Source organism: Sulfurimonas lacustris (genome assembly GCF_059705355.1).
This window is the reverse complement of sequence record NZ_AP046126.1, coordinates 81,653-97,290: the sequence shown is the minus strand read 5'-3', so window position 1 is coordinate 97,290 and position 15,638 is coordinate 81,653. Positions and strand designations below refer to the sequence as shown.

Genomic DNA, 15,638 nt, shown 5'->3' with positions numbered 1-15,638 from the left:
ATTTATTACAAATTGTTATTATTGCAATTCAGGTAATTCTACTAGTTTAGGTTTTAATTGTAATATGATTGAACCACCTTTTCTTAAAATATCTTTTTGTACAGACTTAAATTTTTCATATAATATATCATCAACATCTGATATTGAATCAATTACAAATAAATATTCCTTTAAATTAATATCCAACTGCACTATCATTTTTAAACACATTAGATCTAAAAATCTTTTTTGATTTATCATATAACACATATTTTCTAAATTATCTAATATAAATCTCGTTCTACCTAGTGTTTCTAGGGACTCAATACTATTTACGGTATCGATATATAATACTTTTTTAACTATATTTTGTTTTAACATGTCACGAGCTACACAAAAACATAAGTTTGAATCATGTATATAGGTAATGCCATTTTTAATAACATAATCTTCAAATAAAAAATCTCTTCTTATTCCACTCTTTACTCCAGGGATACATTGAAAATTGTAAAATATATCATTTATATTTTTCATATCATCACAACTAAACATATTTTTAACTCCTAAATTTATTTTTAAAAAATTTTAGTAGAAAAAAATATGTTTGTTACTATGTTTACTCAATCTAGAATAATGAACTGGCTTTAATTTTGGAATAAAAAACCAAATGGTGTTTATACTTAATTTGAGAGTCTAATTTTTTCTCAAATTAAAAAAAGGCAATAAATTTCTACCTTTTAATCTTTGTTCAATTATTCTAAACTCTTTTGTAGCGGTTGATTTTTCTTTGAAAGTTAAAGTTTTATCTTTAGAGATAAGTTCAAATTGTTTTTTATAGTATTTCAATAAAAAATCACATAGTTGAATTTGATATTCTTTAAGTGTTAATGTTTGAAGTTCTGTTCTTGCAATAATTGATGTTAGCTTTTCTATATTTCCATTTAGTAAATATTCAAATTCTTCCCTGTGTAAATCAAACATTGAACTATCAAGTGCAGTTAAGATAATATCTTTTTTATAAGGATAGTTTAAAATCCCTTGCAGTATTAAAATTTCAGTAATGTCAATCATCTGATTTTGAGGGCTATTAGGTGTTTTGTAGTTGTTTTTGAGTGTGTTTGATTTTTGTGTTTTCGAGGAAACTCCTAAAGTCGTTTTGATGTACTTTGGGTGTAAATTTATAAGATGTGCAGCATAACCCTTGAACTCTTCTGCCATTACAGGCTTTAATGTAGAAAGAAATTCCTCTATTTTTACTAGTATTTTTTGCTTTTCTTCTGGTCTATTTATATCAAATCTATAGTTTCCTAAATTATCCTTAACAATATAATCTAATGCAAATTCTACAAAGTACTTTCGAGGAAACTGCACTCCGTTTGTTTTGGGCGATAAAAGTAAGGACTTTAATTCATCTACCCTACCCTCTTTTACATAATCAGCAGGATCTTGTCCATTTTGAAAAATCACAACTCCACCAACAAAGTCATTTTGTGCTAATAGTATTGAAGCTTTATAAGCAGCTTCCATACCAGCTTTATCACCGTCATAGCCCAATATTACTTTTGCATCTGATTTTTTTAAAAGCGGTATGTGTTGAGATGTAAGTGCAGTTCCAAGTGTTGCTACTGAATTGGCAAATCCTGCTTGATGGAGCATTACAACATCAAGATAACCCTCTGTAATTATTATCTCTTTTGATTGATAAATACTTTCTCTTGAAAGGTTGTACCCAAAGAGCAATGCAGACTTGTTAAAAAGTTTTGTTGCAGGAGAGTTTACATATTTTGCATTATGCCCTGATATAGTTCTTCCACCAAACCCTACTAACTTGCCACTTTGTAAAAATATTGGAAATGTAATTCTTTCTATAAATCTTGCATACAAGCCATTAGAACCACTATCAATGATTCCAAGCTCTATTGCCATGCTTAGATCAAAAAAGTTGTTTCTTAGATAGTTTATAGTGTCATTAGAGCTAGATGCATAACCTATTTGAAATTTATCTCTAGATTCTTTTGTAATTCCTCTTGAATAGAGATATTGTATGGCATTTTGATTACTCAATAAATTGTTTTGATAGTAGTTGTTAACTGCATCAAGAATTGAAGTATTTAGAGCTTGTGAGTCATTGTTATCATATTCAAGATTGAAGTTTGTAAGTGTGGCTATCTTCTCTATTGCTTCAGGATATGAAAGCTTTTCGTACTCCATAACAAACTTTATAGCATCTCCACCATTAGAACACCCAAAACAATGATATATCTGCTTTGCAGGACTCACTGTAAAGGATGCTGTATCTTCTCCATGAAAAGGGCAACAAGCTTTAAAATTTGCACCTGATTTTTTTAGCTCTATGAATGAAGAAACTATATCAACAATATCAATTTGATTTTTGAGATTTTCTATTGAAGTTTTTAAGATCAAGACTCCATATCCTTTAAAACATATCCACCAGTTTTAGGTGCTCCTTGGAACTCTATTTTGTTTTCCTCTTTTAATTGTTTAAGCCATCTTTGAACAGTTCTTAGTGGTGTGTCAATATGTTTGCTTAATTCATTTGCTCTCAATCCAGGATTTGTTTGTATAAACTCTAAAAGTTCTGTTACACCGCCAGATACTACGCCATTTACACCGCCAGATACTACGCCATTCAAAGGTGTTTCATTTTTATAAAAAATATTTTTCATATAGTTTTGTTTTATGAGAAAGCTATCTTTATCATATGCTTCAAGTATTCTATTTAGTCCTGAACCCAAATGCTCTACAAGTTCTAAGTCTTTATAAATTCTCATAAGCTCTCTACTTGTAGGGTTAGAATACCCAGAAAAAAAATCATCTATATTTTTTATAATCGATAATCCACCTGTGGAAGTTATCTCTATGCGGTCACTAAATATCTCAAATACAGGAGGATTTTCAGTGGTGTAATCATTGTGAACGATAGCATTTATAACCGCTTCTCTTAAGGCCACTTTATTCCAAAGGGGTTGTTCTTTTCTAGTAGTTGAAGTTATAAGTGCTGCTGTTTTATTTTCTATTTCTAATTTTTCAAGAACTCTTTTTGTAGCTTTTATAATTGAACAGTAGCCGTATTCATTGTTTTCTATAAGATCAACTTTATTTGTTCCAGCATATTTTGCTACTTTTATTGAAACCCCATTACTATCAGCCATAAGGTATGCTACATAATTGTAATAGTCATCATCTGTAAGAAGTTCTAAATTTGAAGCAAATTTTTCATTTAGCTTTAAACCTTTCTCTTCATAATATATTTTTAATTGCTCAAAAGTTAAATCTTGTCTTCTTGATTTTATATTTCCAAGTGAATTTCTAACTCTTTTAGCAAATAAATCTTCAATCATAGTTTGGCTCATAGGCTCACTACTGCTTCCAACTCTTATGTAGCAACCTTTTTCAGACATTCCATTTTTTTTGATGTAATAAGGAGTTTCTCTACCGCTTGCAATTATGATTTTTATAATTGACTGCTCTTCAATAGTTTCTAAAATAACTTCAAAAAGACCAAGGCAAGATGGAGAGATATTATGTTTTAGTTTATCTTTGATTTTGAGTTGCGTTTCATCAGGATTTTGGCAACCTACTATTTTGCCATCTTTATCAACTCCAATATAAATTATTCCACCCTCATGATAATTTAAAAAAGCTACTACTTCTTTTTCAAATGTATCAGTTAGGGATTGTTTATGCTCGACTCTATGAGATTCAATTAAATTCATCGATTGTCTCCTCTAGCATAAATAAAAACATCTCTAACCAGTTCCTTACTTGTCAATTGTTTATAAAAAAAAGCTATGAAATGTTTTTGAAAATGGATGATTATAAGTATATTCTTTGACTTTGTACTCAAAATCTAATGGTTCATTTATAATTGTATTTGCAAAAAAATCTGCTTCATATAATAACTCTCCATCATCTTTTAAAAATACGCTTCCTTTTGCATCATTAAAATTTGGATTTACAATATATGCAGCTTCTTGTAATGATTTATTTCTTTCAATTAAATTTAAAAATGGTTTACAATCTTTTTTGATTTTATAAATCGACAAATAAGAACCCTCAATATCAGCTAACATCTGTTTGTCAATATTAATTAGTCTATTATTTATAGTTTCCAAAATAATCACCTCTTTAAATCTAAAAATATCTACATTTTACATTAAATTTTATAAGAGGGTCATAAGTAGATTTTGAAAGATATTTAAATTTCAACATGGATACACTCTTTTGTAGCTTTAAATTGTAAATTATCTTATCAAATTATAAAGGTATTTTAGTATTATAAACCAATAATTAAAAAAATTTTCTGCTAAAATATAAAAAAACAATGACTTGGATTGCTTTTTCTTTCTAATTATTTTCTTCTTTTACTTTTTATGGACTCCTAAAAAGAGTCCTAATAAAAAGACTTCTTTAAAAGTCTTTTATAGTCTTTAGAGCATAGTGTACTTTGGTTGTAAACTAGTGTGATTTGGGTGTAAATTTCAATCGTTTTCGTGTACTTTGGGTGCTTGGTTAATGTACTTTGGTTGTATTTGATGTACTTTGGGTGAAGTGTAATCATTTGTAATTATAAGCTTTATCCTCTAAATACCCCTAAAAATCGCCTATATATATCATTTTGTAATTACTATTACTTACAATTCTATATAAAAATGAACCATATTCGTATAGTGTACTTTGGGTGTATTCCCCTTTTTTTGGTACTTGTACTTTGGGTGTAAGCTATGTTCAGTTGATGTACTTTGGGTGAATATAGTGTACTTTGGGTGTAAGTTGATGAGAAATGGGTGTAATTTTTGGCTTTAAATCCCTGATAATAAGCCTATTTATCGGCATTTATACTAGTTTTAGTACTTTATTTTTGTTAGTACTATCTATATTCTATTTTGATGTACTTTGGGTGTAGATTATTCATATTTCTGCTATTTACTTAAGAACACATGTACTTTGGGTGTAAATCTCATAGTATGTGGATACTTCTTTTACAAAGTTGGCTTTTTTCTACTATATTAGTAACCATTTTTAAAAAAAACTGTATAAGTCTTTAATTTTGTATAAGTGTAAAACCCTTATTTGGCTCCAATTTATAGGGCTTTAAAGAGTATGTAGTGTACTTTGGGTGTAAAAAAGTAGTTAGATTACTATTTCTATCAAAAAATCAATGGTTTTAATAGCAAATAGTATGTACTTTGGTTGTAAGTTTTAAAGAGAGTTTAAACTAGATATCAAAAAGATGTCCTCTTAATAGTAGATTTTCCAATACCCATCAAACCCATATTGATTTTTATTTTTTTGGGTATAAAAATTAAGTTCTGATTTTTGGGTATAAAATTTTTCAAGCTCTGTTTTTGAAAATCCAATTCTTTCTAGATAAAACCCAGCTAATTGAAAATATGGATAAATAAAATCAAATTTTTCTATGATAGTGTAAATTCTATCAATATCGAGTTTATCTTTAATTTTTGCAAACACTTCTATTATCGCTTCACTTGATTGTAAATATTGTACATTACTTATCATCTCTACAAAAGCTCGATTAATTGAAGATACTTTATATTCATTATATTCGATAATTTCAAATGTGTCAGTATTGTTTGCTTCCAATAAAACTACAATATGATTATTAATCTTATCATAGGCATTGGTTCTTCTTGGCTTTTTGCTAAAAGCATTATCTATATCTTCTTGAGTTAAAGTTACATTGCCCTGCTCTATTCTTGTGGTTCTTTCTTTTGAAACAAATATAAAATCTCTTCTAAAGTCACTTAACCCTTGAAGATTTAAAGCTGTACTCATAGAAAAAAAACTATTTTTTTCTAAGGAATCACAAAAATCGTAGATATTAAAATCTTGATAAAAAGTATATCTTGTTTTGATATGACCTCTTATAGTAAGACTTTTTTGAGTCAACCCTTCATCAATAAGTTTTAATAAAAAAGAGTTGAACGATAAACTGCTTGATACTAAAGATTCATCTTTTAGCTGCTCTAATATCTCTTTTAATTGCTCTTGAGATAAAAACTCAAATGCTCTAATAGTTTTCAAAATCTCTTTTTTATTTAGTGTAAAATAGTCTTGTTTCATTTATTAGTCTTAGTAAAGTAAATTTACTTTACTATATCATATATATAAAAAATTGTCAAGAGAAAATTCTCATAAAATATTTGACATTTATTTAAAGTTTGTTATAATTAAGTATATATACTTAATTAAAGAGTAAGAATGAAAATATTTGTAGTAAAAAATAAGCAATTTATAGGAACACTTAGCCAAGAGAGTGGAAAAATTAAATTTATTTATAGTGATGCACTATTAGTAGATAGTTATCTTCAAGGGTTAAAAGAGAAAGAAAACACTTCAAATACTCTATTTCCAATTTTTGAGAATATGTTACCAGAGTTTGAGCAAGTAAATTTTATAAAAGTTCAAAACAATATCACAACAGAAATTGAAGTTTTACTTTATCTTAGTGATATACATGGAAGCTATGAATTTTACACAGAAGAAGATTTTGAAAAACTTGACCTTCAAGAGCAAAATATTTTTCATTTTAATGATGTAAAAGAAGAGATACTTGATAATAACTATACATTTCCAAATATTTTAGAGTATTCTTTAGATATAGATGATTCAATCTTATATCCAAGTGGTCTAGCTAATAGTAAAGTGATAGGACTTTCAGGGTACCAATACAAGTTTAGTGTTATAAAAGATGATGATAAAAAGTCTATAAGATATGATGAATCAAAAAGTAGCAACTATTTTATGAAACCTTATAGCAAATATTATACAACTTATGCACCACATGACAAAGATAGAAGTTATATTCCTTTTTTACTTATAAATGAGCATATGTTTATGAGTTTAGCTCGTGATTTTGGATTTAGTGTTCCATACAATGCGATTATAAAGCATGGAAGTGATTATCACTATATTATCAAAAGATATGATAGGTATGGTGAACTTAAAATTGACCATCATGAAATTCTGACATTGATGAATAAAAATAGTGATCAAAAATATAAAGTTTCTATGAGAGATGTAATGGAGATTGCAAAAAAGCATATTTCAAAAGAGCAGCTTGTAGAGCTTTTTAGATTTATAATTTTTTCTGTTGTTATTGGTCATGGAGACTTGCATGCAAAAAATCTTTCGCTAATATATGCAAGTAATAGCCTTGATGAAAAAACTATGCAGCTATCCCCTTTTTATGATATCTCCACAACAAAAATCTATAAAGATACAAAAGTAAATGATGTGGGATTAAAAATTGGTAACAAAACTAGTAAAATAAAAAAAGTAGATTTATTACAACTTGCTTCCGGGATAGATATTAGTGAAGAAAAAGCTCAAAATTTAATAGAGCACACATCAAAGCAATTTATAGACATTTTTGAGGGTTATATTGAAAAATTCCCTGCTAATATAAAAGCCCTACCCTATTATACTAGCAAATATGGTGGACAAAAACCATTTGAAATTATTTTAAAAGAGTATTTTAAAAATAGGGTGGATTATTTAAATAATAACTTGTTAGAAAAAGTTATCAGTGATAGCATTTGGGAGTAGTCTATCGAAAAAAAGAATAAATATCTAATTAATCTAAAAGACCCTCTAATGGAGGAATAAATCTAATATCTGTAGTTCCAGTGTATTCAAACAGTTGTGAACCTGAATAGTACTTGATATTGAATTTTGCTAATTCTTTCTCATACTCTTTTAGATACTGTTTTGCAGAGGTTACTTGTCTTGGAGTTTGACAAGGATAGTTTATAGTTTCAAGAAGCTGCATTAGTTTCATTCTTTGAATATTATCTGCACTTGCATCGTGAGTAATGAAGAATTCTATAATTGACCTAATAAAAGCACTGCCCTTCCCTCTTATTCCAATAAGCTCATCAAACCTCTTATTATAGTTGATAGATATTGTTTTATTAAAATACTCTGCATATTGTGATGATAATACAATCACATATGCTTGTTCTTTTGAGCTGTATTTCATTTCCTGGATAATGTTGTAACTTGATGTAATAGAAGGATTATCTGCATCTGTTCTTACTATAACAACATCTTTGATATATTCTATGGCTTCTTGAATGTTTTTTTGAGTTTTACCATTCCACTCTAATCCTAATTGTTGAGCTATTTCATAGATACTAAAATAAATAGCAATCGTACCTTTGTAAACAACAGACCTTATATTGTGAACCATAATGCAGTCTAATATCATTTTGTGGTATTGAGTTAGTAACCTATTTCTTATCTCTACAGTACCAAAAGCAGTTTCTCTTTTTAGAATATTTTTATTTGCAACAAATTCTCTAGCCAGTGCACTATTGTGAGAGATTTTATCTACCGGCATAAATGGACTGACTCTTAGGTCCATTAAAGTTGAAGTTGATTCATTAATCTTTTGTTTTGTATCAAAAAGACTGTATTGTATCATTTGTCCTTCATCTGGGAGCAAACTCATATTTTTTTTAGGAGTTCTTTTTCTAGGGCTTGATGGTTTTTTCTTTTCGTTATTTTCTTCAGCCATTATTTCGTCCTCTTTTGAGTTTTAATTGTAGTCATAATTCTTCTACCTCTGTATCATCCAAATTACCAAGTGTTGGCATTGAATATTTTTTAGGAGTTTCTTTTTGCGGTTCGAATGTTTTAACTTCAACTTTTGTATCAAATAGTTTAATTATATAGTCATGTTTTTCACTTGAGAAGTGATTAGTTTTATCAATAACTACTTTTCTGCTTCTTGTGTCATTTTCAACTTTTTCAATTACATAATGCATTCTACATGCATCAATAAATGCACTTGCCCCTCTAGCACTAGATTTATTAGTCCCACTTGCTTTTGAATGATGATGTATTAAGATAATAGTTTTGTTTTCATCGACACACCATTTATTTAGCAATGACATAAAATATCTTGCATCTGCATTTGAATTTTCATCTGCTCCATAAAATGCTATTAATGGATCAAGTACGATTAAAGAAAAGTCTTTGAGTTGTTGTTTCATTAATTCAAATTTAGCATTGATGTTTAGGTTTTTATCTACGAAATGAAATACTTGAGTTTCTTTCCCAATTACTGTTATCCTATTGTTTATGTTTAAATCATTATGTATTTTACATAAACTAGATGCCCTCTTCTTGGATACCCCTATTTCATCTTCACTTAACCATAAAAAACACTTTTTAAGTGTATATTTGTGTATAAACTGTAATGCTATATATAGTGATACATAACTTTTACCACTTCCACCAGGAGCACTGATAATATTAATTTCATGTTCTTGTATAGGTAAGATATCTTCTAAAAAGAAATTTGGATTTTTTTCTTCAGCTTTTGAGAAATCAATGAAATTAAAAATTTCTTGTCTTTTAAAATCTCTACTTCTTTGAATAAGAGCTTCAAGTTCATTAACCTTATCAATACTACTAGTTTCATCTGCTGCAATTTTTTTAAGTTGGGTTTGTAAAAATATTTTATAGTTGTTTTCAAGTAGGCTATTGTATATTGAATCTATATGGCTTATTGGATTGGCACTTATGATGTTTAAAAGAGGTTGCTCAAATGTGCTATCTAGTTTTGCGATAACTGTTTCTTCATTTATAGGAAACTTGTTGAGATATAGTTCATTCATTATCTCAAATATTTTTTTATATTGGGGATTTGAAAATATATTTTCTTTAATCTCTTTAATTGTTTCATTATCAAAGAATACAGTGGCAAGTAATCCTCGCTCCATTCCATCAATAATATTCGTATCTAACTTATCAAACATAATACCTACTTAAAATTATATTTATTTACTTATTTATACACTAAAAAAGTGTAAAGATGCACATAAAATATCTATTATTTCATTTTTGAAAATTAACTTAAATTATACTATAATCCTCTTTAAGAGGTGATTTTTTATTATAAAGAAGTATTAACTTGGAAAAAAAAATTCATTTAGGATATCGGTATAAATTAAAAATTAGTGATGGACAAAAATCTTTTTTAGATCATCATATGTTTATTTATAATCAAGCATATAATATTTGTTTAAATCTTTGGTTAAAAGAAAATGAGAAGAATAAAAATTTACCAAAGAAACTAAAACAATATCGTAGTGCAACTGGTTATGACACTGTAGTAAAAAGAGCTTTGCGTTTTAGAAAACTAACATTTTCAACTGTTGTTACTCAACAGGCTAGAATTAATTTTTTAAAAGCAGTTAAAAGGGCATTTTCTAAAGAAATAGTATCTGCAAGATTAAAAGCTATTGAAACTGCTCAAACTCCAAAAGAAAAAGTTAAAGCAAATCAATTAGGTATGCCAACATTTAAATCTAGCCGAGATATCTTTCAGTCATTTAACTGGCATAATCAGGGTTTTCAAATCATCAATGATAAAAATCCTAAATTTAAAGTTATCAAATTTATGAAAGTATATTTTAGATACAGATATTGTAGAGAAATGTCTAGTCATTACAAGATAACATCTATTACATTTTCAAAAGATTTTACAGGATACTATGTAAGCTATGGAGTTGAGCTTAAAAAACAGGTAGATTTAGTTGTGTCAAGGGATAATCTTGATATTACTAAGTCTATTGGGATAGACTTGAATGCTTATAATATTGCAGTGTCTAATAATGTTGATTATATCAAAGAATCAAATATTAGTGACGTGAAACTAGGACACCTTATCGATAACGGTGCAACAAATAGAAAAGCTTTAAAATATAAATCTAATGTTGTTGTACTATTAAGAAAACAGTCAAGAAGAGTGTTAAAAGCTCTTGAAAAATCAAAAACAGATAAAACAAAACTAAAATTAGGAAGTAATCATAGAAAAACACAATCAAAAATTAATAAACTGAATAAAAAAATAGTAAATCAAAAAAATGATCTCTATCACAAAATATCTACAGCTTTAACAAATAAGTTTGATATGATAGTAGTTGAAGATTTAAAAACAAAAAATATCTCTAAAAGCTCCAAAGGAAATGAGATAGTTCACGGTAAAAAAGTGAGACAAAAATCGGGACTTAATAGAACAATTTTAAATGCTTCATTCTATCAATTTCTAGCAATGCTAGAGTATAAAACCACAATGCTCAATGACAAACTATTTGTAAAAGTAAATCCACAATATAGCTCTCAAGAGTGTTCAGTTTGTGGAAACATAGATAAAAACAATCGTCCTAAACAAGATAAGTTTAAATGTACAGCTTGCAACTTTGAAATAAATCCAGATATTCAAGCTTCTCAAACTATCTTAAAAAGAGGATTGGAGTCGTTTGGGCTAGGAACTAGCCTTGTGGACTTAAAACACAAAGCCTTTCGCTCAGAAACATTAGTTTCTGCTAGTTAGGAAGCCTGGTTAACCAAGAGTAGTTCAAATATTATAGTATCCGCTAATTTTTAATGACATTTTTAAAAGATCACTAACACTAATCATATATTCCCCTGCCCTACTCTCAAGCTGTTCTTTGATTACATCGGTTACAGGTACAGCATATTGTTTTACAACTTTTCCTGTATTGTTTCCAACATGTGCATTATTAGAGCTTATAGAAGTTGGAGTAAAATCTTGTTTAAGTGCATTACTAAGTGACATTCTAATTAATGATACGACATTTAATCCAATTGAAGTTGCCTCAGACTCTAAAATATCTTTTTCATATTGATTAGCATTTAAACTTACAACTGAACTTAATTTATCTTTATCATTTTTTTTAGGTCTGCCACCTCTTTTTATTACTTCAGTTTTTTGAAGTTCGGCATGTGTTACTACTTCTTTTTTACTAGTATTAAGCATTCCGAATTTTTTCTTTTCCATTATGTTTTATCCTTAAAAATATTCAATTATAATTATATATACACTAATAAACACTAATTATTTGTAATTATCAATACTTTGTTTTAAGTCTATGATATTTGCAGCAGCTTTTTTATAAGCAAATGATTTTAGTCCACCTGCATTTGCAAGTTCAAGTACACTTACATTTTGATTGATAGCTGTTTGATATGCTGCACTTACAGGTATCATGAATATTTCACATTCAAAACCAAGAACATCTTGAATGATTACACTAACCTCTTCTATATCTTCAGGTTTTTGTATCATGTTTGCTACAAACAAAATAGGTCTATCGAATTCTTTAACTACATTGATAGTATCAATTGTGCTTTGCAGAGTTTCAACAGTTGCATTAAATGGAATAATTACAAGATTACTTTGTTTAATAGCTTGTTCTATCTTCACATCATTAAATCCACCAAAGTCAAAAATAGTATTTTCAAATTGACCTAAGTTTTTTTCAGATAAATCTATTTTAGAAACCTTCTCAGGTAGTCTATCGGATAGATTTCCATATGGGTCTATTTCAACTCCATTGAACTCATAGCTTGTAATAAGTTGATGTGCAATCAAGCTTTTCCCAACACCACCTTTAAAATTGCAAATAGTAATATTCATGCACTACCTCTCTTAGTCTCATTATTTATATGTAATTATACACTAAAAAACTATATTTCTAATTAAATATAAAGAGCATTATATTATAATATACACTAAATAAATGTATTAATTGATATAGATGTGTATATTTAACAATTTACTAAGTACATTATAATAAATATTATAGTATATTAGCATTAATTAATTACACTATAATATATTTAGGGAAAGAGATGATAGAACTATACACACCATATGAAATTATAGAACAAGCTGTAGAAGTAATAGAAACTGAGCGAAAGATTCAACAATTACAACAAAAAGAGTTGGCTTTAAAAGCAGATATCCCCTTCTCTACTTACAAACAATTTATATATCAAAAGAAAATCTCTTTTGAAAATCTAATTAAACTTTTTATTGCTCTTAGAATGTTTGATAATCTTAAAGGGCTACTCAAAGCTAAAGATCATAAAACACTTGATGAGATAAAAATGGCAGATAAATTACCAAAAAGGATAGATAAATGAGTATGGAAGTTGAAGCATTTATATTTGATAAAAAAATTGGAAACCTACTTTTAAAAGATGGGATTGTCTATTTTGAGTATGATAAAGGGTTTAAAGCAAGTGGTCTTGAAATATCCCCATTAAAACTCCCACTATCACAAAGTGGTGTATATACAAACAATGACGATAGATACTTTGAAGGATTAGCTGGAGTTTTTCACGATACTTTACCAGACAAGTTTGGAACTAAAGTAATAGAGAGATATTTTGAGTCTAAAAATATTCCACCACATGAGTTAAGTGTGATACAAAAGCTTATGTTTGTTGGGGATAAAAGTATAGGAGCAATTACCTATAAGCCAGTCATTCACAAAATAGAAGAGAAAAAAATAGATGAACTTATAGAGCTTCAAAACTTTTATGAAAATGCAAAAAAAATTATCAGTGGTGACGCAATTGAAGTAGTTGATGAAATGCTAAGCTTCATGGATAGTGCAGCAAGTGCTGGAGGTGCTAGAGCTAAGGCAATCATAGGATACAACGAAGATACAAAAGAGATAATAAGTGGTGTAAAAAGAGATTTAAAAGATAACTTTGAACATTATTTGATTAAGTTCGATATTGCTTCTGTTGATGGGACTAGCAGTGACTACACAAAGCTTGAGTACCTTTATATGAGTATGGCAAAAGAAGTTGGAATAGATGTACCAAAAATTGAACTGCTAGATCATGGAAATTTAGCTCACTACCTTATAAAAAGGTTTGATAGAGTAGATGGAGAAGCTTTACATCTTCACTCTGTAGCAGGACTTACTCATACAAATTTCAATATCCCTATGCACTATTCGTATGATGAGTTATTAAGACTTACAAGATATCTTACAGGAAGCCAACAAGCAGTAAATCAACAATTTAAAAGGATGATTTTCAATATAGTCGGCAGAAACCAAGATGATCATGCAAAAAACTTTGCATTTACAATGGATAAAAATGGTGCTTGGAATCTAAGTCCAGCTTATGATATAACTTACTCAAATGGAGTAGGGTACACCAAAAATCATCAACTCTCTTTAAATGGCAAAATAAATGATTACACTCTGCAAGATATTTTAGGATTAGCAAAAAAACACTCAATAAAAGAGAATGTTGCAAAAGAGTATTTAGAACAAATTATAGAAGTATTTTCACAGTTTAAAAATAGAGCAGAGCAGTTGGATGTTAAGGGAAAAACAATCCTAAGAATAGAGAAGGAATTAAGAGTAAAATTCAATTAAATATACACTAAAAAAATGTAAATTAAAGTATTTGGACTTATATATTTGTATTTATGGTTCAGACTAATATTTAATTACAAATATATATGATTTGCAAGAAATATGTATTAATACTATTATATATACTAAATATGTGTATATATTAGTAATTCTATTGACTTATCTATAAAATTAATAGATTATACTATCCAAGTTAAAACAACTCTTATTTAAAACAAGATATAATAATCCATAAAATAGATAGATAAGGATAGTTATGTTTAAAACGGGAAGCCCAGTAAAAGGGAATGACTTTATAGATAGAAAAAAACATCTACCAATATTTAAAGCATATTTACAGAACAATCAACATGTAATGATAAAAGCTCCTAGAAGATTTGGAAAAACTTCACTTATCAAGCAAGTATTTGAACATGAAAAGTCATTTAACTATATCTATGTTGACTTAAGAAGAGCAACAAATTTAACTTCTTTAGCCAATCAGATTTTAGAAAAAGCCTATAGCTTTGCAGGTGTTGAAAATTTTATGGAGCAGTTCAAAAAGTCAATTACAGGGTTACTTAAAACAATACAATCAATTAAAATAGATGATATTGGAGAGATTACACTCCAACACTTAGAAAATGGTATCAAAGATGAAAGAGAGTATTTCTTACACTCTTTAGATGTAGTAGAAAAGATATCTGCAAAAAAAGAACTCAATATAAAATTTGTCCTTGATGAGTTTCAAGACATTTTGCGAATCAGTGATGATTTTATATTAGAACAGATGCGATCAGTTATCCAGCATCATGAAGCTGTGACTTATGTGTTTTTAGGAAGTATTGAATCTATTATGACAAATATATTCTCTTCAAAAGCATCGCCATTTTTTCATTTTGCAAGGATTATGAGTCTTGATGGACTTGATATTGATGAACTTTATGATTACACAAAAGAGGTGTTTGATAAACAAAATATCAAGTATGATGATTCTTTATTAAAAATGTTACAGTTTTTGCAAGGACATCCTGATTATTCAGCTCAAGTGTTACAAGCACTTTATTATAAAGGGATTGTAGAAGATCTAAAAATGATTGAGTATGATATTTGCTTAGAAGTTCTTACACAAGTGATACTCGAAAATAGGGCTTACTTAGAAGAACTTATCTCTAAAACAAAACTGAAAAAACATCATTTTGAAGTACTTCATTCTATAGCAAACGGATATAGTGTCGAGCTAAACTCAAAATCACTTTATAATATCCACATCTCATTAGAAGAGATGGGTCTTATAAAGAATATTCAAAGGGGAAAATACGCCATTAATGATATATTTTTAGAAGTTCTTTTGCAACAAAAAGATGAAGGGTTACTTCTTGAAGAGCAAATTTACATAACTAATTTTAAGCATTAATATATTTA

The 15,638-nt window shown here is 28.2% G+C and carries 14 protein-coding genes; 5 read left to right on the top strand and 9 right to left on the bottom strand.

Translation table 11 applies throughout. The features are described from left to right. Positions 1-18: 18 nt before the first annotated feature. The 5 genes from AC6H4V_RS12365 to AC6H4V_RS12345 form a co-directional block, all read right to left on the bottom strand. Positions 19-531, bottom strand: coding sequence for a hypothetical protein (locus tag AC6H4V_RS12365; RefSeq protein WP_497607964.1), 513 nt, complete (start codon positions 529-531; stop codon positions 19-21). Positions 532-672: 141 nt separating this feature from the next. Next, positions 673-2,403, bottom strand: coding sequence for a DNA primase (dnaG, locus tag AC6H4V_RS12360; RefSeq protein ID WP_497607963.1), 1,731 nt, complete (start codon positions 2,401-2,403; stop codon positions 673-675). After that, positions 2,400-3,716: an RNA/DNA-binding domain-containing protein gene (locus AC6H4V_RS12355; protein WP_497607962.1), complete on the bottom strand. Its 1,317-nt coding sequence runs from the start codon at positions 3,714-3,716 to the stop codon at positions 2,400-2,402. Before AC6H4V_RS12355 ends, dnaG begins: the two co-directional genes overlap by 4 nt. 60 nt (positions 3,717-3,776) lie before the next feature. Next, the gene (locus tag AC6H4V_RS12350) at positions 3,777-4,115 is read right to left on the bottom strand and encodes a hypothetical protein (protein WP_497607961.1); all 339 of its coding nucleotides are present in this window, start codon (positions 4,113-4,115) and stop codon (positions 3,777-3,779) included. 1,126 nt (positions 4,116-5,241) lie between these two features. Then, positions 5,242-6,084 (bottom strand): hypothetical protein, encoded by an 843-nt coding sequence (locus AC6H4V_RS12345; protein ID WP_497607960.1) that lies wholly within the window; start codon positions 6,082-6,084, stop codon positions 5,242-5,244. Between the two features lie 138 nt (positions 6,085-6,222). On the opposite strand from AC6H4V_RS12345, the gene AC6H4V_RS12340 reads away from it, so the two are divergent. Further along, a complete protein-coding gene (locus AC6H4V_RS12340) occupies positions 6,223-7,569 on the top strand; it encodes a type II toxin-antitoxin system HipA family toxin (protein ID WP_497607959.1) in 1,347 nt (448 codons plus the stop codon). A 28-nt stretch (positions 7,570-7,597) separates the two neighbouring features. On the opposite strand, the gene AC6H4V_RS12335 is transcribed toward AC6H4V_RS12340, so the two are convergent. Further along, positions 7,598-8,539, bottom strand: a complete 942-nt coding sequence (locus tag AC6H4V_RS12335) for a hypothetical protein (RefSeq protein ID WP_428017866.1) — start codon at positions 8,537-8,539, stop codon at positions 7,598-7,600. A 31-nt stretch (positions 8,540-8,570) separates the two neighbouring features. Next, positions 8,571-9,785 carry an AAA family ATPase gene (locus tag AC6H4V_RS12330; protein WP_497607958.1) on the bottom strand — a complete coding sequence of 405 codons (1,215 nt, stop codon included), beginning with the start codon at positions 9,783-9,785 and terminating at the stop codon, positions 8,571-8,573. Positions 9,786-9,940: 155 nt separating this feature from the next. Between AC6H4V_RS12330 and AC6H4V_RS12325 the strand changes: the two genes are divergently transcribed. Continuing rightward, the gene (locus AC6H4V_RS12325; RefSeq protein WP_497607957.1) at positions 9,941-11,365 is read left to right on the top strand and encodes an RNA-guided endonuclease InsQ/TnpB family protein; all 1,425 of its coding nucleotides are present in this window, start codon (positions 9,941-9,943) and stop codon (positions 11,363-11,365) included. A 24-nt stretch (positions 11,366-11,389) separates the two neighbouring features. Here AC6H4V_RS12325 and AC6H4V_RS12320 read toward each other — a convergent pair whose 3' ends face one another. Together AC6H4V_RS12320 and AC6H4V_RS12315 are read right to left on the bottom strand one after the other, a co-directional pair. After that, a complete protein-coding gene (locus tag AC6H4V_RS12320; RefSeq protein ID WP_497607956.1) occupies positions 11,390-11,833 on the bottom strand; it encodes a hypothetical protein in 444 nt (147 codons plus the stop codon). Between the two features lie 57 nt (positions 11,834-11,890). Further along, a complete protein-coding gene (locus tag AC6H4V_RS12315; RefSeq protein ID WP_260876252.1) occupies positions 11,891-12,472 on the bottom strand; it encodes a ParA family protein in 582 nt (193 codons plus the stop codon). A 215-nt stretch (positions 12,473-12,687) separates the two neighbouring features. Here AC6H4V_RS12315 and AC6H4V_RS12310 point away from each other — a divergent pair, with 215 nt between their 5' ends. The 3 genes from AC6H4V_RS12310 (at position 12,688) to AC6H4V_RS12300 (ending at position 15,630) form a co-directional block, all read left to right on the top strand. Then, positions 12,688-12,981 carry a hypothetical protein gene (locus AC6H4V_RS12310; protein ID WP_497607955.1) on the top strand — a complete coding sequence of 98 codons (294 nt, stop codon included), beginning with the start codon at positions 12,688-12,690 and terminating at the stop codon, positions 12,979-12,981. A 2-nt stretch (positions 12,982-12,983) separates the two neighbouring features. Continuing rightward, on the top strand, positions 12,984-14,234 hold the full coding sequence (locus AC6H4V_RS12305; protein ID WP_497607954.1) for a type II toxin-antitoxin system HipA family toxin: 1,251 nt from the start codon (positions 12,984-12,986) through the stop codon (positions 14,232-14,234). Positions 14,235-14,490: 256 nt separating this feature from the next. Then, positions 14,491-15,630, top strand: coding sequence for an AAA family ATPase (locus AC6H4V_RS12300; protein WP_497607953.1), 1,140 nt, complete (start codon positions 14,491-14,493; stop codon positions 15,628-15,630). The last annotated feature ends 8 nt before the right edge of the window (positions 15,631-15,638 follow it).